Raw genomic sequence first — 25,938 nt, forward strand, 5'->3', positions numbered from 1 at the left:
CGGGCCGGCGACAGGGGAAATGCGAGGTTCTCCGGTGAGTACCTCCCCGGACGTTGAGCGGGGAGCGCAGGCATCTGCCCGCGGTCGTTGAGCGGGGAGTGCAGCGCCGAGTCGAAGCGCGGCGAGCGGCTCAGAACGGCGGCGGGTCGACGTACGCGACGAATCCCGACGGGCTGGTCCATCGGAGCGTCCCGGTATCGGGATCTCGTTGAGATCTCCAGAGCGTCTCATCCTCGACCCGATGGTGTGGGGGACACAGCGGCCCGATGTTCTCCGCCGAGGTGCTGCCTCCGTCGGTCCATCGTTTTCGGTGGTCCATGTCGCAGTCGCTCGACGGACGCAAGCAGCCCGGAAAGACGCACGTCGGGTAGCGGACGCGCAGGAACCTCTTGAGGTCTGCCGGGAGGCGGTAGCTACGCCGCTCGACGTCGAGAACGGTGCCCGTGAACGGGTCCGTGAGGACGCGGGTGATGCAGTCGACGCCGCCCGCCATTTCTCGCGCCGTGTCGAGGTCGATCGGACCGTAGCCCGCGAGGGTGGCGGGCTCGTCGGCGCGGCCGACGAGGGCGAGCGCCGGGATAGTGACGTGCACCGTCGCGCCGATGCGCGAGCCGGGGCCTTCGGGTTGGCGTGTCAGGAGGTCGACGAACGCATCGGCGCGTAGCTGCGCCTTCGTCCGCGTCTCGTCGTCGGCGGAGGCGAGGTCGCGCGCGGCCTCGTCGAGGTGCGCATCGATCGCGAGCGCCTGCGCCGCGGGAATCAGCGCCGTGAGGTACGCCATGCCATCGACGGCGGGGTCGACGTCGACGCGTCGGTCCGCGGCGGCGCGGGTGTGACGCTCGGTGGCCGACTCACGGTGGGCGCGCTCGCGCGCTGCGCGGGCACGCTGACGGAATCGGCCTGGGGTGAGGGTGGTGGCCGCGAGGTGGATCGCCGAGTCGAAGGCGGCCCAGGCATCCGGATCGTCGTCCGGCAGGGTCGTGGCGAGGGAGTAGGCGATGGCGACGTTCGCCTCCGACACGGCGCCGGTGACGCTGCGCTCCCAGAGCAGCGGCGTGCGTGTCGACAGGGTGGCGGCGCGGTGGGCGCGGCCCCGGACCTGGTTGTCGCTCAGTCGTACCCGGGCGCCGACGTCGGCAGCGGCGGCGCGCACGGCGAGGTCCCGCCGGTCGTCGCGCACCTGTGCGGTGCTGCGCCCCCTCGGGTCGCGCCACGCTCGGTCGAGGGTAGGGTCGGGTCCCACCCAGGCATCCGGCTCTGCGGCAGCCCGCTCGAGCGCCTCGTGGAACAGCACGTCCTGCGCGACGGCGAGGGCGCGGGCACTGCGGACCGTACGGTCGAGTTCGGTCCACTCGTCCTCGTCGGGCGGAAGGACGAACGGGTCTTCGTCGACATCGAAGATCGGGTCGTGGTCGGCGTCGAAGCGCGCGGCATCCTCATCGAGCGTGCGGACGTACGCGTCACGCAGCTCGGGATCGCACAGCAGTGGATCCCGGTGCGGGTCGCGTGCCGTGAAGAAGCTCATATCTGAACGCTACGCGGGGGTTCCGACATTGCCGACGAACGTCTCGTCGAGCGGGGCGCTGTCGCGGCGGCGGCTAAACTCGGAGGGCTGGCCTCTGTAGCTCAGTGGAAGAGCGGGCGCGTCCTAAGCGAACGGTCGGGGGTTCGAATCCCTCCAGGGGCACATCTCTTTTTTGCACCTGACCAGATATTTCTTCTGTGGTCAGACCTCTCGAATCGCGTTTTTGCCCACTTTTTGCCCACATTTCCAAACGCTATGGGCCTGAATCGAGACCGATTCGAAGGCCTTCGCCAGGCTTCATTTGGGGGCGCAGAACGCCGAAAACGAGCGTTTCGAGCGTCCTGAGTACAGTCGAGAAACTGAGCAATGTGCTCTACGGCCGCTTCGGTCGCGCGTACCGAGTGTGCGGACCGGTAGGCAGCGCGATGAGGGGCATGGCGTCGTTGAGGCGTGATGCGACGGCATCCAGATCATCGTCGAAGAGGTCGGCGTAGGTGTCGAGAGTCATCGCCGCCGAGGCGTGCCCGAGCATCCGCTGCACGGCCTTCACGTTCGCGCCCGAGCTGATCGCGAGCGATGCGGCGGTGTGGCGGAGGTCGTGCGGGGTGAGTCGCGGGATAGACGGATCGATAGCCTGCGCGCGCTTCACCGCGTTCGCGAACCAGCCCTGGCTGCCCGAGTTGCGCATGTGGTTGACGCCGTCGCCGAAGAGCAGCCCCTCAGGTCCTTTGCCGGCGCAGGCCTGCTCGATCATCGGAGCGAGGCGATCGGGGTAGGGAACCGAGCGCTTCTCATGCGTCTTCGGCGTGCCAACGTGGATCTCGTAGCCGATCATCACCGCGTTCTCCTCGATGACGAAGCGCTTGCGCAGCCGGTTCACACTTCGCACCCGCAATCCGGTCGCCTCGCCCCAGCGAAGGCCGGTGTAGGCCAGCGTCAGCACCATCGTCGGGTGTGCCGAGCAGGCCGCCAACGTTGCCACCTGGTCGTGCGAGAGGTAAACGCGCCGCTTGCCGGGACCCTTCCGCGGGAGATTGCGGATGTGCCTCGCGGGATTGCTCGCGAGCCGACGGTCGTCGATGGCGACGTCGAGGATGCCGGCGAGCACCCCGAGGGCACGTTTCACGACGGTGCTCGACTTCTGCGTCGCGAGCTCGGATACCCAGTCCTGGACCTCCGAGCGCCGGATGGACCAGATCTCCCGGTGCGCCCACACCGGAGCCACGTGGTTCTTCCACGCCCGCTCGAGAGTCATGTAGTACGACGGCTTCGACATCGGCGGCTGCTTCGAACGCAGCCAGCTGTCGGCGAACATCATGACCGGCACCCGCGACGCAACGGGATCGATGTACTCGCCCTTCGACTTCGACACCGTGACCATCGAGAGGTAGAGCTTCGCCTCGCGCATCGTCGTGAAGCCGCGCTTCTCCGCCAAGGAGCGATCCGGTTTGCGATAGCGCACGCGGTAGCGGCGGCCCTTCACTGTTTCGTACGGCGAGATGCTGCCCATCTCGACCTCCGCTCGTGTCGACTTGGTGGCCAGTATTGGGCCAGTGTCGGACACTCACGCGATGGCGTCAACATCGCTCAAGGGGAATCCGCGGCGATCCTGGAGAATATCGCGCGTGTCGGTACCGCGGGTGCGTTCGGCTCCCGCCGACGTCGAGATTTCACTGCGCCGACGATCGCTGGGCCGGCCAAATGTCGGCGGTAGGTGAGGAGCAGGCGATGACCTGCGCGAGGTTGATCACCGACTTGCAAACATTTCGAACCTCTTAGCGAGTCGATCTCGGTCGGGATACGCCGCTCGACTAGAGGGGAGCACAATGCGCTTGCCGTGCATGTCCTGGAGGCCGTGCCGAAGCATTGGACCGTCGATCTCGTCGAGCAGCTCTTGATCGATGCGGACCTCGTAGTCGGGGGTAATTCCCATGAGCGACCGATCGTAGGCGGCGTGGTGAATCTTGCACATCGCCAGCCCGTTGCTTACGTGGGCGACGCCCTCGGAGTCTGCGTCCGGCGCGATGTGAGCTGCATCGAGGAGCTCGGAGTGCTTAAGTTCGCAGACTGTGCACGAACTTGCATACGCGTGAAGCACTTGCGCACGGAAGATCGGCTGATGAAGTCGCGTGCGAACGATGCCATCCGCGTATCGCCGTTGCTCCTCCGAATAATGAAGCGGGTCGCCCAGGAAGCTGAGGCCCTGGTCGAGTGGAAACCTCACGACTCTTGCGATCGGATCGTTGTGCGAGATCACGACTGGGTAGAACGGGACGAAGAATCCGGGACGGACCCCCTTGAAGTAGACGATCGGATCTCGGTTCTCGACCGCTCGCGCAAGCTTGACGTTGTCGCCACCTTTGCTCGATTGGTAGTGGTAGGTGACCCAACCGTCAGCGTTCTCACTATCCTCGTAGGGGTTTCGCCGACCTGCTGACGTCATGATCGTGAGTGTGGAGGAGAAGCTGGCAGGGTTGCGAATCCCGCGGCCAGTGTCGAGGAGTTTGATCGGCTCGCCGTTGAATCTGTACGACTCGAGGAGTTTGCGCGACAGCTCGTATCCGCCGTTCTCGCTGTAGCGAGCATCGAGCCAGCGGAATACGTCTTGACGGATAGCGGCTTCCTCCGCGCTGCTTCTCAGTGCCATCGGTGATCCAATAGATGTCTAGAGTGCGAGGTAGTAGTTCTTGATGACCTGAGCCATTAGGAACCGCCGTTCCCTGAGGAAAGCCTGGTACGACTCGGCGGTAGTTGTGCGCAGACTCTCGGGGATCGCGTTGGCCTGCAAGTTTGCCTCGAGCTCGCGCTCGGTCGTGATCTCCCCGAGCCGCAGGACACTATCGTCGATCTGTGCATCGATCTGTGACATGTAGTCACCTGGCGCCCTGTCCTTTATCGTGATGTTGATCGGCGTCTCTGTGAGAGCGAAGTTCGCGATCTGGTTGTAGACGCTGCGGTCGTTCTCTCCGTGCTTGACTAGGTAGTTCTTCGGGACGACGTGGTGAATGTCGCCGACTTCCTCGATCATGCTCGCCACGGTCACGTTCTTGGAGAGGAACCCTCGGGATCCGGCTTGGATCTGTGCGGCAAGGAACGCGAGGAAGTACGGGCTCCGAACGCTCGAAGTCTCCATGTCCATCGGGAGCGCGACCGTCCAGAAGTTCTCCGAAAGCTGCGAAGCCTCGATGTCCTCGAGAGCCTGAAGCGCGCCAACCTCGTTGATACGTCGGATATCCGCTTCGAACGCGGTCTCGAAGCTGCCCGTGTAGCGACCGGTCAGCACCGACATAACAAACCAGCGTCGCGTGACAAACTTGATCTCACCCTCGTTGAGCTTCTTCTCCGTGCGCAGCTTGAGGTAGAGCGCATAAGCGAAGTTCAGCGCATTCTTCGAGCTGATCAATCGCGGCGAGATGAACCCGGCGGACTTGATCGTCAGGGTGAACTGCTGGAAGTTGTGCTGATTGACGATCTCGAGCAGCACGTGCTCGAGCCGGTCGAAGGACTCTACGGCCAGCTCCTCGCTGAAGGTACGAGTCTCGAAATCCCGGCCCGAAAGCACGCTTACAAGCGCGGCCACCTTGCCGCGAGAAAACTCTTTGATTCCTGCAACACGTATCACGTCCGTGTAGCTGGGGTCGTAGAGATCGGAGGTGTCGTTTCGCAACCAAGAGATCGATGGAAGATAGCCGGACGCCGCGAAGCTCGCGTCATTCGTGGCGATGTCGCTGAAGACGTGCGGCGCGACGGCGAGGTGACAGAAGTAGTCGATCAGCTTCCGTAGGTTGCTGCCGAGTTGACCGTGGCTCGAAATCTTGCTCATCGCGAAGTCAGCACTACTGAGTGGGACACCTTTGGAGTTGATCCGGATGAAGATCTCTGTGACAGTCTCTATATCGAGGTCCTCAGCCAGGTTGATGATTCCGACCTGCGCCTGCTTGATCGCGGAGAGCCGCTGCAGTGCTTGCTCGACGTGGTGCCCGTCGACTGTCGGGTTCGCATCCATGTAGGACTTGGTCGCCGCGTAGTTCGACGGAGCGTTGACGAACTCGGCGACGTCCGGGATCCAGCTGCTGTCTTTTTCAATGACCGGAGTGAGCGTAGCGAACTGTTCGGTTGTCGGATTGAAGGCAACCTTGATGCGCTTCTTCTTGTACCTCTTGTCAATCACGTGCTGACCGACGAGTGCAGCGGTCATTGCCGTGATTCGTTGTTGTCCGTCGATGAGAATCTGACGGAAGGATGACTTGGAGCCGTCCTTCAAACCGACATCCGCGCTCTGCCACGTGATGAGGTATCCGATGGGGAACCCGTTGTACAGGGAGTCGAGAAGGTCCCGCACCTTCGTCGAGTCCCACACGAATGGGCGCTGCATCTCTGGGATTGCGACCTGGCCAGACTTGACCCATGTGAGCAAGGTCTCGACCGAGTGTTGCTGAACGGTGTACTTCGACAAGCTTCTTTCCTCCAGAATGGTCAGGCGAACCGATGACAGCATTGAACGGGCAGAGATGCCACCTCAGCGGCACGGTCACCGATTGTTTGCTCGCTCGTCCCCATAACGCGGCGCCATCGACTCCATCTGGTCCATGACGAGCTTGATCGCCTCGGGTTGCTTGTCTGGTGGGTACTTGTACTTCACGAGCAGCCGCTTGATCGACGAGCGCAGCTTGGCGCGGACGTCGTCGCGCACGGTCCAGTCGGTGCGGACATCGCGGCGCATCACGGCAACGAGCTCCCGGGCGATCTGCGCGAGCACGTCCTCACCCTGCACGTCGACCGCCGACTCGTTGGTAGCGACGGCGTCGTAGAAGGCGAGTTCGTCACTCGAAAGCGGCGGGGAGAACTGCGTGCCGCGGGATGCCTCGGCGGCGACCTCCTTCGCCAGCTCCACTAGCTCCGCGATCACCTCGGCCGAGGTCAGCTGCTGGTTCGTGTACCGGTTCATGATCTCGGCAATCCGCTCCGAGAACGCCCGCTGACGCACGAGGTTGCCACGGGTCGCGCTCGCGCCGGCATCCGTCAGTGATTTGCGGAGCGCCTCGATCGCGAGGTGCGCATTCGGCGCCGCCTGCGCTTTCGCGAGGAACTCCGGTCCGAGGTCGTCGAGGGCGAGCCGCGGAAGACCGGCCGCGTCGTAGATGTCGAGGACCTCGCCGGGGGCGATGGAGTCGGCGACCAGCGATCCGAGCAGCCGCGAGATCTCTTCGGGGATCGGTTCGTCGCGTGACTGCCTTTCGGCGGCATCGAACTTCGCCATCCACACGCGGACCTCTTCGTAGAAGGCGATCTCGTCGTGCAGACGGGCGAGTCCGTCGCGACCCGACGCAAGGGCCCATGCCCGCGCCAATTGGCCGGTGGCGGTCCGATACTTCACCGAGAGGCGGTCGTTGCCGAGGTCCGGATCGTTCAGCGGGTTCGTCGCGTCTCGCAGGAAGTTGGTGGCGGTGGTCGCCGCTGTTCGCCATGCACGTGAGCCGCCGCGCGCGACGATCGCCCGCCAATCGCAGCCGGCAAGCATGTCGCGGATTTGGGCGACGAGCTCCATCGCGATCGCGACCGCTTCGTCGACGTTTCGTCCGACGGGCTTGTTCTCCTGATCCGATGTCGTGTACTCCGCGAGGGCATTCGCGAGATTGTCGGCGAGCGGCGCGTACGCGACGAGCAGCCCGTCCTCCTTGCCTCGGAAGGTGCGGTTGACGCGCGCGAGGGTCTGCATCAGCAGCGCGCCCTTGAGCGGCCGGTCGAGGTAGAGGGTGTGCAGCGGCGGGGCATCGAAGCCGGTCAACATCATGTCCTTGACGATGACCAGTTCGAGCTCGTTGTCGGCATCCTTCAGCCGCGCTTTGATCGCCTTGTTCTCAGAGTCCCGGCGGACGTGATCGCTCACGGGCGGCTGGTCGGATGCCGACCCCGAGTAGACGACCTTGATCTTTCCGGCGTCCAGCGCATCGGAGTGCCAGTCGGGCCTCAGTCGGACGATCTCTGCATAGAGTCGCGCGCAGATTTCGCGCGTGCCGCCGACGATGAGCGCCTTGCCGGGAGACTCGAGGAACGGCTTCATCCGCTCTCGCCGTTCCTCCCAGTGCTGCACGAGGTCCGCTGCGAGTGTCTCGATGCGCTCCGGCGCCCCGTAGACGGCGTTGACGACGGCGACGGACGCCTCGAGGCGAGCCCGCTCGGTGTCATCGAGCCCCAGGGTGTACTCATCGGCGGCGCGGTCGATGTCGTCTTCGCTCGCGCCGTCGGCGAACGAGACCTTGATGAGCCGCGGCTCGAAGTAGACCGGCACCGTCGCGCCGTCGTCGACGGCCCGGGTGAGGTCGTAGATGTCGATGTAGTCGCCGAACACCGCACGCGTGTTGCGTTCGGCGAACGAGATCGGCGTGCCGGTGAACGCGATGAGTGTCGCGTTGGGCAGCGCGTCGCGCAGGTGCCTCGCGTAGCCGTCGAGGTCGTCGTAGTGACTGCGGTGCGCCTCGTCGACCACGACGATCACGTTGCGGCGGTCGGTCAGGAGCGGGTGCTGCGTACCTGACGCCTTCTCCGTGTCGGTGAGACCGAACTTCTGCAGCGTTGTGAAGTAGATGCCGCCCGTGACACGGTTGCGCAGCTCGTCGCGTAGTTGCGCGCGTTCACGCACCTGGACGGGCTTCTCGGCGAGGAGGAGGCTCTGGTCGAACGTCTGGAACAGCTGCCCGTCGAGTTCGGTGCGGTCGGTGACGACGATGACGGTGGGGTTCTTGAGCTTCGGATGCCGCGACACGAGATTCGTGTACAGCTCCATCTCCATGGACTTGCCCGACCCCTGCGTGTGCCAGACCACGCCGGCTTTGCCGTTCGTCTCGACCGCCTGCACCGTCGAGCCGACCGCCTTCGCCACGGCGAAGTACTGGTGCGGCTTCGCGATGCGCTTCGTGAGCCCGTCGGCGTTCTCGTCGAACGCGGTGAAGTTGCGGACGAGCTGCAGGAACCGCTCCTGATTGAACAGGCCGTTGAGCGCGTCGTCGATCGGCTCGACGGAGACGCCGTCCTCGACCCGCGGCTGCGCGAGCGGCAGGCCATCGTCGTCGACGTTCCACGGCGCGAAGTGGTTGAGCGGCGTGAAGGGCGTGCCGTACTTCGCGCCGATGCCATCGGTCGCGAGCGTGAGCACACAGAACCGGAATGCCGTCGGGAACTCGCGCAGGTAGGTCTGCAGTTGCTTGTGCGCGTCGGCGACTCCGGCGGATGCTGAGCCAGCACGCTTGAGCTCGACGACGACCAGCGGCATCCCGTTCACGAACAGCACAATGTCGAAGCGGCGGTGCAGGTCACCGCGCCGGAGCGTCAGCTGGTTGACGGCGAGCCAGTCATTGTCGGATGGGTCCGTGCCGAGCAGTCGGAGCCGCGGGTTCTGCTCGATGCCGTCGACGTCGATGTAGCTCAGCGGATATCCGCTGACGAGGTATTGGTGGATGCGGTGGTTCTCGGTGATCGCATCCTGCGACTTCGGAGCCGCGATCTCCGCGACCGCCTGCTGCAGATACTCGCCCGGGATGCCCGGGTTCAGTCGCCGAAGCGCGTCGAGTAGGCGGGGCCGGATCAGCAGGTCATCCCACGTATCCCGTTCGCCCGTGCCGGGCGCGACGTGGTCGCCGTGAACCGGGCGCCAACCGAGAGGCTCGGCGAGTGTTTCCAGGGCGTCGTTCTCCCAGTCAGCCTCGGACAGTGCTGTCATGGTGTGCCGCCTCCCTCAACGCTCTCGCCGAACGCGTCTTCGCTCGACACTGCAGCCCACACTTCAGTGGCGACCCAGCGCTCGCGGCCCCCGCGCCCCCACCTGCCGGCGGATCGCACCCAACCGCGCTCCTCCGCCCGTCGAAGCGCGGCTGAGCCTGCGGGCCTGCTGACCCCGGCATGCCGCATGACCGTCGCGACCGTGACGACCGGGTTGCGGAAGATCAGGTCGATCACCGAGCTGAGTGCCGATCGATCGCCGATGGCCTCGCGCCGATACCGCTCCCGTATCTCCACGAGCGCTTGGATACGGGCGGCTGCCTGGTTCGCTTGCTGTTCGACGCCCTCGCAGAAGAACTGCACCCACTCCTCGATCTCGCCACGCTCGCGAACTGCCTGCAAGCGGTCGTAGTAGGCGTCACGATTTCTCTCGAAGTAGCCAGAGATCGGCAGGATCGGGGCACTGAGGACGCCGTCTGCGACGAGCATGAAGCCGATCAGCAGCCGACCTATTCGGCCATTGCCATCGAGGAACGGATGGATGGTCTCGAACTGATAGTGCATGAGCGCAGCGCGCAGGACGGGGGGCATCGTCGAAGGCTCGTTGACGAATCTTTCCCAGTCCGCCAAGAGGTCGCCGATCCTGTCTTGATGTGGAGGGATGAATCGCGCCGTTTCGGGGCGCGCATTGGGCGAACCGATCCAGACGGGCGACCTGCGTAGTTCCCCAGGGAACTTCTCCTCACCACGCACGTTCGCCAACAGCGTGGCATGCAACGCGCAGAAGAACCGCTGCGTCAGGGGCCATTTCTCGAGAAGTGCCCTGCCCTGGGCAGCCGCATCCAGGTAGTTGTTCACCTCGCGCAGGTTCTCATCCTCGATCGGCTCGTCCGAGCTCTCCGCGCTGAGAACGTCGCTGAGTGACGCCTGCGTTCCTTCGATACGAGAACTCGAGACAGCTTCCTGCGCCATCGAGGGACCCAGCAACAGTTCAGGATCGTTGATGAGCATCGCCAGCCCCGAGAGTCGCCCGAGCGCGATGTCGGCCCGCGACACGGCCGCCATCGACTCCGGCGAAAGTTGAAGGGCTCGAGGGATCGCGGCGGGGAGGAAGTAGGGATGCGTCCATGCGCCGGTCGGGTTCGTTGTGAGCTCGCCAAATCGCGTGCTCACGTAAAGCTCGGTTCGCACCAGGTCATCCCTTTCGAAGCGCTCGCGAAGAAGTAAGAGAAATCGTGACTACCTTACTTCTTCGTGCTGTTTTGGAAAGACGATGGTGGCCAGCCACCCTTCTCCGACGATGGGGATGCCGTAGTCGCGGGCCTTCTTCGCCTTGCCCGACAACGAGTCGGGATCTGCTGCGACGACGAGTTTGACCTTCTTGGTTACTGACGGATGCGGCACGAACCCGCGCTCGCGCAAGTCCGCCTCCCACTCGCTCCGTTCGCGCAGCATCTCTCCCGTAAGCACTACGAGATCCCCGGGCGACAGCTCGAACGCCGACGCGGCCTGACCCGTGCCCGCGACCGGAGCGACGTCATCCACCGCAGCGGCGACAGCCTCGTCGTCGTGCCCCAGAAGCGCACCGACGTCACGGAGCGTGGCGCGCTCGTCCTCGGTCAGGATGCCGTCCGCCCAGGCCCGGCGTTCGAGCTCGACGAAGTAGTCGCGGTGGATCTCATCAACGGCGTCACGGGTCAGCCCGAGCTCGGCCGCGACTTCGGCGAGCTGGGCCCCTTCGCTCACCGAGATCAAGCCATCGATCAGGCAACGGTCGAGCAGAGCGACGTATCGGGCTCCGGCGCCCTCCACGCGCGCTCGTTGGGCATCCGACGAGATCCGCTCGAGAAAGCTCACTGGCGCCGCGCCGGCATCACTTCGAACCTTCACCGCGACGCCGGTCCGGCGTCCGGTGGGATAGCTGTAGGCGCGGCCGGACTCGGCGGCCTGCTGCCAGTAGTCCAGCCACTCAGGCCGCGTGCTGCTCTCAGCGTGGAAAGCCGCCAGCAGTCGCGCGGCGGCGAACGAGTCGGCGCCCGCGCTGTGCGCGTGTCCGATATCGATGCCGTAAGTGGTGCAGGCGTGCGACAGGGAACAGGACCCGCCGAGCCCGAACCTCGAGCCGAGAGTCATCGTGCAGACATGCGGCGTTCCGCCGCCGAGCCAATAGCCGGCGCGCTCGAACTCTGCCTGCAGGAAGCGCAGGTCGAACGAGGCGTTGTGCGCCGCGAAGACACGGCCCTGCAGCAGCTCGGCGAACTCGGCCGCGACGTCGCTGAACGTGGGTGCGTCGAGCACGTCCGCCGCATGAATCCCGTGGATACGCTGCGGCCCGAGATCACGCTCGGGGTTGATCAGCGTCTCCCACCGCAACGAGATCGTGCCGTCATCCTCGACGTGGGTCACGCCGATCTCGACGACCCGGTGGTGGTACGACGGCAGGATGCCGGTGGTCTCGAAGTCGACGACAGCGAATGACATCTGGCTGGGTCCTCTCGGTCGGCTACTTGGTGAGCTTCTGCTCGGCCATCTTGCGGACGACGTCGAGGAAGCCCGGGACAAAGTCGGACCAGGAGCTGCTCACTTTCTCGACGTCGAGCTTCCCGGTGTGGACTTGCTCGCATAGGCGCATCCACCCCTCACCGGTGGCGGCGGTGAGTGCGCCGGCGACGCCGGCGTTCATGACGCTGCCAGCGCCTGGGATCAGCTTGAGCATGCTGCTCGCGAGGGCGCGCCCGGCGAGCTGCGCTCCAACTTGGGCGAGAGCACCGGCGGACATCATGGTCTTGATCTCGAGGTCGTAGATCGTGGCGATGCGCGCCATCATTCCGAGCTGGATCGGCGCCAGGATCGCGGCATCGGCGATCGGAACCGGGACAGCGGCGGCACCTGCTGCCGCAGTCGTTGCAGCGGCGATGACGGGACGGGCGAGTTCTCGCTTCCAGGGGAGGTTGAGTCGTTGTGCGATGCGAAACGCGTCCTTCTCGTTGTCCGGCGAAAGGGCGAGGGTTTCCGCGACGAGCTCACCGAGACCATGCCCTTTGCCCTTCCCGTGCTTGTCCTGCGTCGAGGTGAGAATCACGCTGCGGTAGGGGATGTCGATCGGCAGGCCGGTCTGCGGGTCGACGGGCTCGTTGAGCCACTCGACGAACTTCTCCACACCCTTGGCCACCCCGTGCTGACCCGTGATGGGGTTCTTGATCCAGTCGACTTTGGTCAGCACCAGGATGACCGGAAGACCTTGCGTGTCGAGCTCGCGGATCATCGCGATGTCGGCCGGTGTCAGGCGGTCATCGTTGGCCTTCACGCAGTACCAGACGACCGAGATCTGCTGGAGCTGCGGGCTCTTCGAGATTGTGTCGAGGTGAGCTCGCAGTTGTTCCGCGGGCGGCACCTGTGACCCGATCTCGAAGCCTTCGACGTCCCAGATCCCGAGCGAGTCATCGTTGAAGTACTGGACTCCCCGGGTCACGGGAAGGCCCTTGCCGACCTTCGCCCAGTCCCGACCGAACACGGCGTTCACGAGAGAAGACTTGCCGACGCCGGAACTCCCGATGATCGCGAGGTTGAAGCGCCCGAACTTCGATCTCGCTTCGGCTGTCGCGTCGAGGAACGGCTGTTCGTCGATGTCGAGTTTCTCAGGCCGGGGCGTCAGACCGTCGGTCATGGGGCGCTCTTCTCCTTCGGATGCGTCGCCGGGCGTCACTTGGTGAACTCGAACGTGAGGGTCGCCTCGGGCTCGATACCCTTGACGATTCGTGTGTAGAAGGTCTCGGCCTGGACCTCGAGCAGGGATCGGTAGTCCTCGATGTGGGAGGCGATCACGTCATCGGTGAGCAGGTCCTCGACAGCGGCGATCTTGTCGATCTCCGGAGTCGTCCAGCTGAGGATGCCGTTCGACTCGGTCGCGACGCTGAACTTCGGATCTGAGTAGCCGAGGTAGATGAACGTCGGGACGGTGATCGTGTAAGCCTTGTCACCGGTCTCCACGATCTTGATGTCTTTGCCTTCGATGCCGAACTTGGCGTCGAGGTCGTACTGGATGAACACCTGCCGGTCGGAGAACGGGATGTCGAAGAGTCCGAAGAAGCTCTGGTTGTCGCTTTCGGTCTCGATTCCGCCGACCCCCGCGGTCACGAGGATCACCTGCTCTTCGCCCTTCACAGAGCGCACAACTTGGACCGAGCGCTCTTCGCCCGCACCGAGCATCTTGCCGACAGCGATTCCCCCGAACGCTGCGGCTCCGATAAGCAGCAGGACGAACAGGACGAGCAAGAACTTGGCCCATCCCGGTGTCTTGGCGTGCGGCTTCTGCGGTTGGGCGGCAGTAGGTGAGGCGGTGGACGTCATGCGGCGGATCTCCCCAGATGGATGCGGCGGTGCATTCGTACTTCGAACCTAGAGGCTGTGCAGGCGAGCTCGTTCATACGCCCGCCTGATCAATCAGATTCTCCGCGTCGTGAACACGGAGTTTGCCCGACATGAGCTGCGGCAGCAGCGCGTCACGGGTAGCAGTGAGGGTATCGTTCTCGGCGCGGGCTGCGTCCTGGCACGCAGAGAGAGCTCGGAGCTTCGCGCCGAGATGCTCGGCCCGCTCACGACTCGGTATCCGAACGCGGGCGCGTCCGAGTTCGATTCGGCTGAGCTCGGTTTGACCCGTGCTGCCCTCACCGAGGGCTTCGATGTCTGCTTCGATAGCGAGGATCGCCTGTCCGATGACCGCGGGATCGCTGACGTCGGGGTCGGGTCTGACGATCGTGATGTGCGAGTCGACCGTAGCCCGCTCTGCGAGAGTCCAGCGCGCGACGCGTCCGAGAGTGCCTTGTCCTGTCGAGTTGACCAGGATGTCGCCGACGGCAAGGAGCTTCTCCTGCTTCACCTTTGCATCATCTGTCCACCGGGATGGCTCAAGCGAAACCAGCTGATCGCGCACACACTTCTGATTTAGCACTCGCGTGCCATCACCGTCAGGCAGATACCGCGGCGTGATACCCCGCGCGAGCAGGATCGAGACTTCATCGATCGGCAGTTCAGGGCCCCCGTCGCGGATTGCCGAGCGATATTCCGCTATGGCGACCGAGGCGGTGTTGGCGGCGAGGGCGGTGTTGGCGGCGATCTTGTCGTCGAGGGCGCCCAGCACCTCGGCGATCGCCTGCTGCTCGAAGAGTGACGGGAGATCAAGTCGCCAACGTTCGCGGAACAACTCGAACTGGAAGTTGGCGATTCCTGTCGACTGATTCTGGAATTCCCAGGTCCCGCCGCGGTTGTAGAGGTCCTGCAGCGCGTAGTAGACAAACGCTGGAGACGCCTTAGTTCGGTTGATACGCACCAACCGGCAGAAGCTGGCGGGAATCACGTCGTCGTCAACTGACGAAAGGAGCTGGGGCGAGGCAAAGATCGATCGGCCGGTGGGGCGGTCCTTTGTGCCCCCAGAGACCTCAAGGACAATGTCGCCCTCGCGCAGTATGCGACTCGCGGCCTTCTTTGACGGCTCATAGCGCAGGGGTGCCGACGCAAGATCGCGAGACTCCGCAGCGGGGAAGTCGGCGCCTCGCATCACTCGCACCGGCACCATCCCATCGGAGGGCTGGTCCTCACCCCACCCACCACCTACCGCGAACTCGACGAGTTCACCGAACGCAACGTTCACGAGATCCTCGCGAGCTGCTCACGCACGACGTCGGCAAGTCGCGCCGACTCCGCAAACTGCGCCTCAAGCTCAACTTGCAGTCGCGCGAGCTTCTCCTCGATCGGCTCGCCGTCTGCCTCAGCTTCGGCGGCGCCGACATAGCGGCCCGGAGTCAGTGCATAATCAGCGGCCTTGATCTGAGCGAGCGTGGCCGAGTAGCAGAACCCCGGAACGTCGGCGTACTCGTCGGGCGCAGCATCCGATTCGACGCCCCGCCACGTGTGGAACGTTCCCGCGATCCGAGCGATGTCCTCGTACGACAGCGCACGCTCGGCGCGGTCGACCATGTGGCCGAGGTTGCGGGCGTCGATGAAGAGCACCTCGCCGGCGCGCTTGCCCTTGTCCTTCGCGAAGAACCAGACGCACACCGGGATGCCGGTCGACCGGAACAGCTGGGTCGGCAGCGCGACCATGCAGGAGACGAGGTCGGCTTCGACGATCTCGGCGCGGATCTGGCCCTCACCACCCGAGTTCGACGACATCGAGCCGTTGGCCATCACGACGCCGGCCTGACCGCCGGGTGCTAGCTTCGACAGGATGTGCTGGATCCACGCGTAGTTCGCGTTGCCCGCCGGCGGCACGCCGAATCGCCAGCGCGGGTCGGACTCGTTGCGTGCCCAGTCTTTGATGTTGAACGGCGGGTTCGCCATGACGAAGTCGGCCTGCAGGTCGGGGTGCAAGTCACGGGCGAACGTGTCGCCCCAGCGGGGGCCGAGGTTGCCGGTGAGCCCGTGGATGGCGAGGTTCATCCTCGCCATGCGCCACGTGCGCTCGTTCAGCTCCTGCCCGTAGACCGAGATGTCGGATCCTTCGCCGTGGTGGGCGTCGATGAACTTCTCGGCCTGCACGAACATGCCACCCGACCCGCACGCGGGGTCGTACACGCGCCCGTGCGTGGGCTGGAGCATCTCGACGAGCACCCGCACGACGCCGGCGGGCGTGTAGAACTCGCCGCCGCGCTTGCCCTCGGCGGCGGCGAACTTCTCGAGGAAGTACTCGTACACCTCGCCGAGCAGGTCGCGGGCACGACGCCCGTCAGACCCGCCTTGCCCCTGCGTCGTGAACCGCGCCGAGTTGAACAGATCGATCAGCTCGCCCAGCCGACGCTGGTCGACGTTGTCGCGGTTGAAGATGCGCGGCAGCGTGCCCGACAGCTGCGGGTTCGCCTGCATCACGGCATCCATCGCCTCATCGATGAGCAGGCCGATCGTCTTGTCGACACCGTCGACCGATCCGCCCTTCGCGTGCTCGGCGAGGAAGCCCCAGCGCGAGTTCACGGGCACCCAGAACACTCCGCGGCCGGTGTACTCGTCGGTGTCGTCGATGAGCTCCGCGATCTGCCCCTCGTCGTATCCGTCGGCGGCGAGTTCGGTGTGGATACCGGTGCGGCGCTCGTCGAAGGCGTCCGAGACATACTTCAGGAACACGAGGCCGAGGATGACGTCCTTGTACTGTGAGGCATCCATCGAGCCGCGCAGCTTGTCTGCCGCCTTCCAGAGCGTGTCCTTCAGCTCTTTCATGGTCGACGGCGCCGCGGGCGCGGCTTTCGGTGTGCGGGGCATGGGTGTTCCTTACTGCGTGTCTGCCGCGTCCGCGGCGTGGTCCAAGTCGATGATGGTCACCGCGCCTGACGTCGCACCGGCGACGATCAAGGCGGCATAGTCAGTGAGGCTCGCGGCGCGGACCTCGAGATCTCGGCGGGCGGTCGCGATATCGGCGATTGCCTGTCGGAGCGGCGCCATCGTGCGCGGGGCGACGCGACGCAGCGTCCACCGCTTCCACGCACCAGGCCCGGCGGGCCCACCTGTGATGTCTGCGGCGACGATCTCGGGCACGAGACCGCCGGGATCAGCGGCCGTGATGCGCAGCACACGGGCCGGGTAGGCGACGACCTTCGAGCCGTCGGTGTCGACCCACGCGGCGGCGGTGGGGCTGGTGCGGAAGATCACGTCGCCGGGGCGGGTCAGCTGCGCGGACGGATGCTGGGTCGCGAACGCGAACTGGTCGACGCGCGTATGGCCGATCGACGCGGGCTGGTCGAGGTCGGATGCGGTCACGACGACGAGTCCTTCCGAGCCCAGCAGCACAGGGTCAAGGCGGGTGCCCTGAACCCTCCTCACGTGTCCAGCACTGATCAGCTCTGCCACGGACATGGCGCGCGGCACGTCGTGCGGATCGGGCGCGATCTCGATCGGGGTGATGTCGGAGCGAACTGCCTCGGCGGCGATGTCGAGGAGGGCGGGAAGTTCTGCCGCCTCCTCGGTCATGGCCGAGGGCTTCCGTGTCGCCGATGCCACCAGTGAGCCGCTTCGTGCCTGCAGGGAGGTCGTACGCACGAATGTGGCAAACCGGAACTGGTGGGCACGCAGATCGCGACCACTGCCCATGCCCGCCATCAGGTCCGAGATCAGGTCGGCGCGCGTCGCGGCGGTGAGTTGCACGCGCGTGAGATCCGCGACCGCGGTGATTCGTCGCGCGGGTGCGACCTCGACGGTTGGCTCTGTGAGAATCCAGAGCGCGAGGGATTCTCGCACCGCGCTGTCGACGAGGCCGGTCGACAGGCGTGCGATTCCCCGCACGCGCCCGGAGCGAAGGACGTCAGCGCGCGCCCGCTCGTCGGTGGGGGCCAGCGGGTCTACGAGTGCCCGCGCGGGGCCGATCACGACCGCCGCGTCCGAATCCCGCAGCGACAGGGAGATGTCGTCCACCGCTCGCAAGATCGCGGATACGTCCTCGCCCCGGTGTGACGGGACGCGCGCAACCACGACCGAGCGCGCCGCTGGGGCCGCTTCGTCGGCGAGCCAGTGCCCGTCGACGAGCAGTTGGCGTCGGACGTCGCGGGAGTCCGCGCCGGTGGGCAGGACGATCGTCACATCGTCATCGAGTTTGCCGGCAAGCGTCGAGGAGAGAATGGCGTCGCCGGCATCCAGCGTCACCGTCGCGTCGCCGCCGGCGAGGGCGATCGTCGCGTCCACGACCAGGGCGACCGCGTCGGCGAGAAGCGGTCCAGCGGATCCCGCCGCCCGGTTTGCTGCTGCGTGGCGGCGGGCGATGAGCGTCAGCGCCGCCGACGGCGAGTATGCCGCGTCGACCAGGCGGGTCGCATAGGCGAGCCACGGCGCACCGCGGTCCACGTGTGCAGAGATCTCGCGCCGGAGCACGCGATCGAGCGGGTCGACGTTGGCGGCCACCTCTTCGATCTGTGAAGGCGTGAGTTCGTCGAGGTCGTCGGTCTGCGCGTGCAGGGCGACGAGCGCCTGCAGTTCGGCGACCGCGCTCGCGTCGGAGAAGGAGAAGTCCGAGGGAGCTGCAGCCGCCGCGGCGTCCTCACGTGCCTCCGGATTGTTCCCATGCGCGGTGCGCACCAGCCAGTCGGCGACCTGCGCAGCCTCGAAGCACGGCCGGCCCCTCACGTCGGTGACGGCTGACGGAAAGGGATCCGGGGTCGACGCGAACCGCGAACGCCACATCGATGCCACGGGCCGCTGCACACCGGCCAGCCGGGCGACGCCGGTGAGGTCGAGGAGAAGCGGGGGCGCTGTGGACATGAGGTCAACCTACTCCCAAACTCTGCGCCACATCCACGATGACTGATAAGCAGCCTTATCAGTGATCTAGAGCCAGCCGCGTCGATTCCTGGTCCACGATCTGTTCGGCGGCATCACGTCGCTGTCACAGGCGGGGCGTTACTGGGGGGCGCCCCGCCTGTGGGATCCACTCCCCGCCCCTTATTGGAGACACTCATGACCCACGGCACACCGACCACCGCTGCGAACGAGATCAAGTGCCCGCACTGCGGCACCCTCTTCACCATCGACGAGGCGCAGTACGCCGACATCGTGCAGCAGGTGCGTACGACCGAGTTCGAGCTCGAGCTTCACGCACGCCTCGCCGCAGCCGAGAAGGCCAAGGAGATCGAGATCGCTCTCGCCGTGGCGAACGCGGCGCAGCAGGCACAGAAGGTGAGCGCTGCGAAGGACGCCGAGATCCAGCAGCTCACGTCCGCGCTCAAGTCGGCGGCGACCGACCAGGAGCTCGCCGTCGCGAAGGCAGTGTCGGCGGCGGACAAAGACCTCAACGAGGCGAAGAGCAAGCTGGACCTCCAGGCGGCCGAGCAGAAGGTCAGGGACGCCGCGCTCAAGGAGTCGCACACCAAGGAGCTCGCTCTCAAGGATGAGCTCATCGCCCGCTACAAGGACATGAAGGCGAAGCTCTCGGTGAAGCTCCTCGGCGAGACCCTCGAGCAGCACTGCGAGATCGAGTTCAACCGCATGCGCTCGCTCGCGTTCCCCAACGCCGTCTTCGGGAAGGACAACGACGCATCCGCCGGCAGCAAGGGGGACTACGTCTTCCGCGATTTCAGCGATGACGACGTGGAATACGTCTCGATCATGTTCGAGATGAAGAACGAGTCCGACGTCACCGCCACAAAGAAGAAGAACAGCGACTTCTTCGCCAAGCTCGACAAGGACCGCAACGACAAGGGCTGCGAGTACGCGGTGCTCGTCTCGATGCTCGAAGAGGACTCCGAGCTCTACGCCGGCATCACGGACGTGTCGCATGAGTACCCGAAGATGTTCGTCGTCCGCCCGCAGTTCTTCCTCGCGATCATCGCCCTGCTGCGCAACGCCGCGCAGGACACAATCGTGGTCAAGGCCGAGCTCGAGCAGATCAAGAAGCAGAACATCGACATCACCGACTTCGAGTCAGAGCTCGAGGGCTTCAAGTCGGCGTTCGGCCGCAACTACCAGCTCGCCAAGGGCAAGTTCGATACCGCGATCAAGGAGATCGACAACGCGATCGACCGGCTCCAGAAGGTCAAGGACAACCTGCTCGGATCTGAGAACAACCTCCGCCTCGCGAACGACAAGGCGACGGCGCTCACGGTCAAGAAGCTGACCAAGGGAAATCCGACCATGGCGGCCAAGTTCGCCGAACTGGACGCGACCGATGAGCAGGACGCGGCCTGAGTGCCGGCGCCGGAAAACCCGCTCGCTCCATCCCCTTCTTGCTGCACAACCCGCCGCTCACAACCAGTCACGGGGGAGAACCGTCTCCCGTTGTCTCACTCTTGTAAAGGACATCACCATGCGCACCATTACATCCATCTCGACGATCGCCGCGCTCGCGCTGTCGCTTGCCGCCTGTTCGGCCGCGGCGCCTGCGGATACGGGCAAGACGCCCGACACTACGCCGGCAGCGACGGCGACGCCTACTCCGAGCGAAGCTGCCTCGGAGTTCGGCGAAGCGGTCAAGAACTCCCGCGGCAATCTCGTCAAGACGATCGGGCAGCTGGCGGGTACATCCTCGCTGACCTCGGACGTGGTCACTTCGCGGTTCGCGGTGACGGATCTCGTCCTCGACCCCACCTGCGACAGCGGATTCCCTGACAGCCCCGCGAACGGCCACTACCTCGGCATCCACCTCAACGTCGAGTCGACCCCGGAACTCGCCGAAGAGGAGTTCCCGTGGGTGTCATTCACGCAGTACGACTGGCAGGCGTACGACGCCGATGGCAAGCGGCTGAACGACCCCATCGGCAACGCATGGACGTGCCTCGACTCGTCTCAGCAGCTCCCCGCGCAGATCGGACCTGGGCAGAGCGTCTCCGGCTGGATCGTCCTTGATGTCGCCTCGCCGACCGGCGCAGTGGTGCTGGCCATGGGCGGAAGCCCCGTCGGATGGGAGTGGGCTTACTGATGCGCGGCATCATCCGGCGGACGATCAGATGAGGGGCGGTAGGGGGCATCGGTCGTCGAGGGTGTGACTATGACCCGCGGAATCACGTCGAGGTAGCTCTCGACTCTGTAAGCGAGGGGCTCGGTCCCGGTCGTCGTGCCCCGCCTCGGGGCGCTCGCGCCGGAGGTGTCCGATGGGACGGAGATCCTGGCGACGACAGAGTGGCAGGCAGGACGCAGCGCAGCCCGCTACAACCCGCGCGATCTCTCCCTCATCCTTCGCGCCAAATGAGAACGAGTAGGACAAGGAAGAATAGATCAATGCACGCAGGCATCCGTGATGGTCGGAACCATCTAGACGCATCGCGCTCCACTTGCCTACATCAACGAAAAATACCTGGATAATCGGCAAATCACGAGCTTACTCTGGCGTCATGCGCGGGGGACTGGAGCGGTGGAAGCGGGGCGTCGATTCGCGCGGCGTCCGACAGGCGATCGCCTACGCCCTCGAGGGAACGTGCGACGCACACCGAGCGCACACGAGCGGCGCTGAAGCGCTCGAGGCGTACGCCGAGGCATCCGAATCGACCGTCACCCGGTTCATCGTCGCGAGTGGCCGGATCGGGAGCGATCAGCTCACCGCCGGCGGGCTGCGTGTCTGGATCACCGGTCACGACCCGATCACGGGGGAGGAGCGCGGCCACCAACGGCTGAGCCCCGACGCCGACCTACTCCTCGACGGGACGATCAACCACCCCAAGACCTACAGCATCGCCGCGCTCCTGCACCCCGAGCTCGCGACCGAGTTCGAAGCGCTGCAGGATCGCCTCCGCGACCGCATCCTGCTGACCTGGCAGACCGAGCTCAACGCCCGCCGCGGACACAACGGCGTCTTTCGGGAAGACGTGATGCGCATCGAAGTGGTCGAATTGCAGCACCGCCGCTCACGGGCGCTCGACCCGCACATCCACCGCCACCTGTGGTTGAACATCAAGGTCCTCGGCGCGGACGGCAAGTGGTCGAACCTCGACTCGCGTGTCGCGATGAAGCTGCACACCGTCATCAACGCCGAAGGCGAACTCGCCGCCCGCACCGACCCCGCATGGAGCGCGGCGCTCGCGCGCCACGGGTACACGCTCAACGATGCGGGGGAGATCGCCGAACTCGCCGGCGCTGTGCGTCCACTGTCGCGTCGATCGGCGCAGATCGAGTCCAACCGTGCGCGCCTGATCGCGGAATGGTCGGCCGAGCACGGAGGATCGGCGCCGAGCGTGGAGGTGCTGCAGCAGCTCGACCGGCGCGCGTGGGCGGTGGCACGTCCGAACAAACCCGCCGACATCGATGAGGTGTCGTGGAAGGCGACGGTCCGCGACGAGATCGCGGCGGTCGATCCGAATCTGATCGCGCCGCGCGCGGCCGTTCCCCTCGCGGCCAGCCAGCTGGAGGCCGTCGACCTCGATCCGCTCGCTGCGCAGGCCGTTGTCGACGCGGACCAACGGTCGACCTCGAGCGGTGGGAGGTTCAGCGTGTTCGACCTCCGTGCGGGCGCGATCCGCGCACTCTCGCGCACGGGCGTCGTTGCCGATCGTGACCGGCTCGACGGAGTCATCTCCGACGTCACCGAGCGCGCCACTCGTGCCGCGCACCGCGTCATCGCTGATGCTCTACCCGCGCACGTGAAGGCCTTCATGGCTACCGCGACCGTGCGCGCCAAAGTGCGCCTCGCTGGCCGTCTGGACGTGATCGCCCGACCAGGGCGCTCCCTGCTGCCGCACGAGCTGCGCTGGTTCGCGCACGACGAAGATGCTTCGGCTCTGGATGCATCGCAAGCGGTCGCGGCGTGCGCTATCGCCGGTACCGACGGTCTCGTCACGGTGACCGGCCCCGCCGGCACAGGCAAGACGACAATGCTCCGCATCACGTTCGCCGCGCTCGCGGCGCAGCGCCGGCGGATGCTCGTCGTTGCTCCGACGCGCAAGGCGGCGTCGGTGGCGTCTCGTGAGGTCGGGGCCGCGGCATCCAGCCTGCACGCACTTCTCTTGGACCACGGCTATCGATGGGGCCGCGATGAGGCGGGCGCGATGGTCTGGACGCGGCTTCGCCCAGGGGATGTCGACGTCGCGACGGGCGCCGTCTACGGCGGCCCGACTCGATACCCCCTGCGCCCACGCGATCGGATCGTCGTCGACGAAGCCGGCATGGTCGACCTGCAGGCGGCGAACGTTCTCGTCGAGCTCGCGATCGAGAACGGTGTCGGCTTGGCATTCGTGGGGGACACGCATCAGGCGGTGCCGGTCGGGCACGCGGGCGCGATGGGTTCCGCGATCCGGCACGCGAACGCCGCCGTCGAGCTCGACACGGTGCACCGGTTCCGCGATCCTGACTACGCGGCGCTCACGCTACGGCTGCGGAACGCGGGTGAACGCGAGCAGGCGCTGTCGGTGGCGCGCGAGCTCGCGGGGAGTGGTCACGTCGACCGGGTCGATCATCTCGACGCAGCACGCGACCAGATGATCGAGGCGTACTTCGAGTGGCATGCGCGCGGCAAGCGCGTGACGCTCGTGTCCGGCACGAATGCCGAAGCGGATGCCATCAACGACGCCATCCAGCAGCGGCGCGTCGAGGAAGGCGAACTCGACTCCGGCACAGTCGCTTGGGGGATGGGGGAGCAGCGCCTCCTCGTGGGCGACACCGTTCAGACCCGCCGCAACGACCGGCGCACCGGCGTCGAGAACCGTGCACAGTGGATCGTTCGCGAGATCCGCGACGAGTCCGTCGACCTCGTGTCGGTGGGCGACAGTGGCGAGCTGGCGCGTGTGTCTGCCGACTACGCGCGCGAGCACCTGCAGCTCGCGTACGCGTCCACCGTGCATGGCGTGCAGGGTGACACGGCCGACGCGTCGGTGGTCGGTCCCGGTGTCGATGCCGCGGGGCTCTACGTCGGCCTCACCCGCGGGCGGCTGCACAATGCCGCGATCGTCGTCGCGCGGACGGACGACGAGGCCCGCGAGTGTCTCGCTGATTCGATGCAGCGCGGCACGCCCGAGTTGACGATGCAGGATGCGGTGCGCGCCGCGGCGGCCGAGTTGCGACGTGCGGCGAGGGAGCAGACGGTACAGGCGGCTGCCGGGCCGATAGTTGGAGGGCCGACCGCGGGACGGGGGATCGGGAGATAAAGCCGCTCGATTAGCGGGCGGTCATCGAGAGAGCTTGCGGGCGGACTATCCGTGCGCCTGGGAGGGCGTATCGGTGTGGTTCGCGGACTCTCCCCGATTGCTGCCCTGAAGGACCGGCAACCGCGCACCTACTCTGTGAGTGGAGCAAGGTGATCCCCACACCTTGATGCGCCCGATCCCGCCCACGGTGCCGGCCGACGAAATCGACGGGTGCGTCGCGGCGCCAATCGCCGCTCACGGCTGACCCCAGCCCCCATAACACCTCCCGGCGTCGGGGCTCAGCCGCGTTCAGCCCCTCGCGCGAGGTATCAGCCGTGCGAGGACGTCTATGGGCCACGGAGCGGCGACGACCATTAGCTCCCATGTGTCGATGCTGAAAGTTCGTGGCTGTACTCGTACGACGTCGACGTCAATGAGTGTCTTGTTGGCGATTCGAACAGTCGGCTCACCGTTGGAGATGAAGTCGATTTCGAGCGTCGCCCGTCGATGAATGAGCTGCGGCCCCACGTGAAACTCCGCCCACTCCCACCCGTCGCCGTTGCCATAGGTAAGCATGATGTCTCCGCGTGCGCCTCAGTCGCCCACCACGAGTGCGCCGCCCGGTTCAACGCGGAATGTCAGATCGCGCCCTGCATCAAAAGCGCTTGTGGGGATATCGGCGCGACTGTTCGACCGCAACCGGAACTCGACCAAATGGGGGTCCGCGATCTCGACGCCGTTGACGCGTACTTCAAGGCCGAGATCTGGCGTGGACTGTATGAGCCTTCGCGTCGTGACGGTGTATTCGAGCCGACGTTTCGGGTGGTCTCTAAAGTACCCGGCGACGGCGAACGCGCCCACAACGAGAGCGACGGCCACGCCGATGATCGTCCACGTCAATGTCCAGTCCCACGCGTCGGACGCGGGCGTGTTTGCGGCTCCCCAGTGCATGCGTTCACACTATCGGCGGGCGCGACGCGACTCGGCGTCAGCCTCGTGCAACCGGACGGCCGCCTCTTGCTGCAAGCCGGCCTGTTGGATCGCGGGCCAGGCGCGCGTAAGAACCGCGTGCGTGCCGCGTAGCGGCGGGTGCCTGGCCAGCTCTAGCACGCAGGAGATCGCCGCCGCCCTGTTGAACTCGAGCATTGTCGGGCCGCCACCCCATGGTCGCTGGAAGTCACTCACGACCTTCGGATTCGCCAAGGTCGGGCAGATCGCAGTTGCTGTACTTCGCGAGAATCTCGTCAATCGTTGCGCGATCCTCCGGCGAGAGGTCGGGCATGTGGGGCTCGACGCTGGTCACGGTGCCTGACATCGCCGCAAAGATTGGGTATCCGTCCTCGGGATCGTGGGGGCCTAGACGGTTGACCCAGGCACACCGCATTGACTCTGGGCGGAAGCGGTGACTGTTGATCCGAGGAAATAGCGCGTTCATCTGCACAGCGAGGCAAGTCAGCACGAGATCTTCGTCTGGTGCGTAGAAGGCCCAGTCATGGTCCTTCGGGAAAGGGGTGTCGCCCAGTAGCGGCAGGGCGCCATCTGGGAAGTTCCCGCTCTGACCGGCGGGACCGTGCAGCACTGCCCGCACAAGCCCCTCGGACTCACGGACCACCGTGCCCCACTCGTAAGGCTGGGCACTCGCTTTGTGGTCGAGGACGGTGCGGAACTGTCGCGCGTCGGTCAACACATCGAAGTGCGATGGCAACATTGCGTGCGGCTTGAGCCAGGCGAGAAACTTCGAGTTGCTCCGGTGAGGAACTTCGCCCATGCTGTCGTGGAGTTCCGGACGGAAGCGCACCGCGACGCCAACTAGGGCGGATAGTGCCGAGTAGTACATCAGGAAGAATCCTGACGTTGCGTCGAATAGCTCGCGCTGGAACTCGGTGCGTTCGGCGAGATTCGGTTTGTAAAGGCTGCTCGCGGGGACGAACTTCCGGCGCGCATCCTCCACCTCATTGCGCCGCTTCATAAGCTGACCGAGGTTGTAGCCGAGTTCGCGGACAGCCTTGAGCTCGGACTCCGAGATGGTCCAGTGTTCGGTGGCCTCGTGCAGCCAATAGTTGATGTAGCCGGGCCCGACCCGGAACAAATCGTCGACACGCCCCCACGCATCCTCGTGATTCGGCGTCTGTTCGTGTTGCTCGTGCATGATCCTCCCCAGGAATGGATCAC

17 protein-coding genes are annotated in these 25,938 nt (G+C 65.5%); 3 read left to right on the forward strand and 14 right to left on the reverse strand.

Translation table 11 applies throughout. The features are described from left to right. Positions 1–130: 130 nt before the first annotated feature. The 12 genes from AC3ENQ_RS13300 to AC3ENQ_RS13355 form a co-directional block, all read right to left on the reverse strand. On the reverse strand, positions 131–1,525 hold the full coding sequence (locus AC3ENQ_RS13300; RefSeq protein ID WP_431805223.1) for an HNH endonuclease signature motif containing protein: 1,395 nt from the start codon (positions 1,523–1,525) through the stop codon (positions 131–133). Between the two features lie 373 nt (positions 1,526–1,898). After that, on the reverse strand, positions 1,899–3,035 hold the full coding sequence (locus AC3ENQ_RS13305; RefSeq protein WP_431805224.1) for a tyrosine-type recombinase/integrase: 1,137 nt from the start codon (positions 3,033–3,035) through the stop codon (positions 1,899–1,901). A gap of 237 nt (positions 3,036–3,272) precedes the next feature. Beyond that, positions 3,273–4,172, reverse strand: a complete 900-nt coding sequence (locus tag AC3ENQ_RS13310; RefSeq protein ID WP_431805225.1) for an HNH endonuclease — start codon at positions 4,170–4,172, stop codon at positions 3,273–3,275. An 18-nt stretch (positions 4,173–4,190) separates the two neighbouring features. Next, on the reverse strand, positions 4,191–5,981 hold the full coding sequence (locus AC3ENQ_RS13315; protein WP_431805226.1) for a GmrSD restriction endonuclease domain-containing protein: 1,791 nt from the start codon (positions 5,979–5,981) through the stop codon (positions 4,191–4,193). Positions 5,982–6,056: 75 nt separating this feature from the next. Then, positions 6,057–9,245 carry a type I restriction endonuclease subunit R gene (locus tag AC3ENQ_RS13320; RefSeq protein ID WP_431805227.1) on the reverse strand — a complete coding sequence of 1,063 codons (3,189 nt, stop codon included), beginning with the start codon at positions 9,243–9,245 and terminating at the stop codon, positions 6,057–6,059. After that, entirely contained in the window at positions 9,242–10,435 is a 1,194-nt protein-coding gene (locus tag AC3ENQ_RS13325) for a Fic family protein (protein ID WP_431805228.1), read from the reverse strand. The genes AC3ENQ_RS13320 and AC3ENQ_RS13325 overlap by 4 nt, the downstream gene beginning before the upstream one ends. 48 nt (positions 10,436–10,483) lie before the next feature. Next, on the reverse strand, positions 10,484–11,725 hold the full coding sequence (locus AC3ENQ_RS13330) for an exonuclease domain-containing protein (protein ID WP_431805252.1): 1,242 nt from the start codon (positions 11,723–11,725) through the stop codon (positions 10,484–10,486). A gap of 22 nt (positions 11,726–11,747) precedes the next feature. Then, entirely contained in the window at positions 11,748–12,911 is a 1,164-nt protein-coding gene (locus tag AC3ENQ_RS13335) for a GTPase (RefSeq protein WP_431805229.1), read from the reverse strand. Positions 12,912–12,946: 35 nt separating this feature from the next. Then, the gene (locus AC3ENQ_RS13340) at positions 12,947–13,594 is read right to left on the reverse strand and encodes a hypothetical protein (protein ID WP_155947607.1); all 648 of its coding nucleotides are present in this window, start codon (positions 13,592–13,594) and stop codon (positions 12,947–12,949) included. A 73-nt stretch (positions 13,595–13,667) separates the two neighbouring features. Then, positions 13,668–14,894, reverse strand: a complete 1,227-nt coding sequence (locus AC3ENQ_RS13345) for a restriction endonuclease subunit S (RefSeq protein ID WP_431805230.1) — start codon at positions 14,892–14,894, stop codon at positions 13,668–13,670. Then, complete coding sequence (locus tag AC3ENQ_RS13350) at positions 14,891–16,495, reverse strand: class I SAM-dependent DNA methyltransferase (RefSeq protein WP_431805231.1); 1,605 nt, start codon at positions 16,493–16,495, stop codon at positions 14,891–14,893. The genes AC3ENQ_RS13345 and AC3ENQ_RS13350 overlap by 4 nt, the downstream gene beginning before the upstream one ends. Before the next feature lie 9 nt (positions 16,496–16,504). Then, positions 16,505–18,481 (reverse strand): hypothetical protein, encoded by a 1,977-nt coding sequence (locus AC3ENQ_RS13355; RefSeq protein ID WP_431805232.1) that lies wholly within the window; start codon positions 18,479–18,481, stop codon positions 16,505–16,507. Between the two features lie 195 nt (positions 18,482–18,676). Here AC3ENQ_RS13355 and AC3ENQ_RS13360 point away from each other — a divergent pair, with 195 nt between their 5' ends. The 3 genes from AC3ENQ_RS13360 to AC3ENQ_RS13370 all read left to right on the forward strand — a co-directional run bounded on the left by AC3ENQ_RS13360 (position 18,677) and on the right by AC3ENQ_RS13370 (position 23,787). Next, positions 18,677–19,903, forward strand: a complete 1,227-nt coding sequence (locus tag AC3ENQ_RS13360; protein ID WP_431805233.1) for a DUF2130 domain-containing protein — start codon at positions 18,677–18,679, stop codon at positions 19,901–19,903. Positions 19,904–20,021: 118 nt separating this feature from the next. Continuing rightward, the gene (locus AC3ENQ_RS13365) at positions 20,022–20,633 is read left to right on the forward strand and encodes a hypothetical protein (protein WP_196324645.1); all 612 of its coding nucleotides are present in this window, start codon (positions 20,022–20,024) and stop codon (positions 20,631–20,633) included. 412 nt (positions 20,634–21,045) lie between these two features. Further along, positions 21,046–23,787 (forward strand): AAA family ATPase, encoded by a 2,742-nt coding sequence (locus AC3ENQ_RS13370; protein ID WP_431805234.1) that lies wholly within the window; start codon positions 21,046–21,048, stop codon positions 23,785–23,787. Between the two features lie 573 nt (positions 23,788–24,360). Here AC3ENQ_RS13370 and AC3ENQ_RS13375 read toward each other — a convergent pair. Together AC3ENQ_RS13375 and AC3ENQ_RS13380 are read right to left on the reverse strand one after the other, a co-directional pair. Next, entirely contained in the window at positions 24,361–24,717 is a 357-nt protein-coding gene (locus AC3ENQ_RS13375; RefSeq protein WP_431805235.1) for a hypothetical protein, read from the reverse strand. Positions 24,718–24,943: 226 nt separating this feature from the next. Then, positions 24,944–25,915: a hypothetical protein gene (locus AC3ENQ_RS13380; RefSeq protein WP_431805236.1), complete on the reverse strand. Its 972-nt coding sequence runs from the start codon at positions 25,913–25,915 to the stop codon at positions 24,944–24,946. Between the last annotated feature and the right edge of the window lie 23 nt (positions 25,916–25,938).

This window comes from Microbacterium sp. bgisy203, assembly GCF_057706945.1.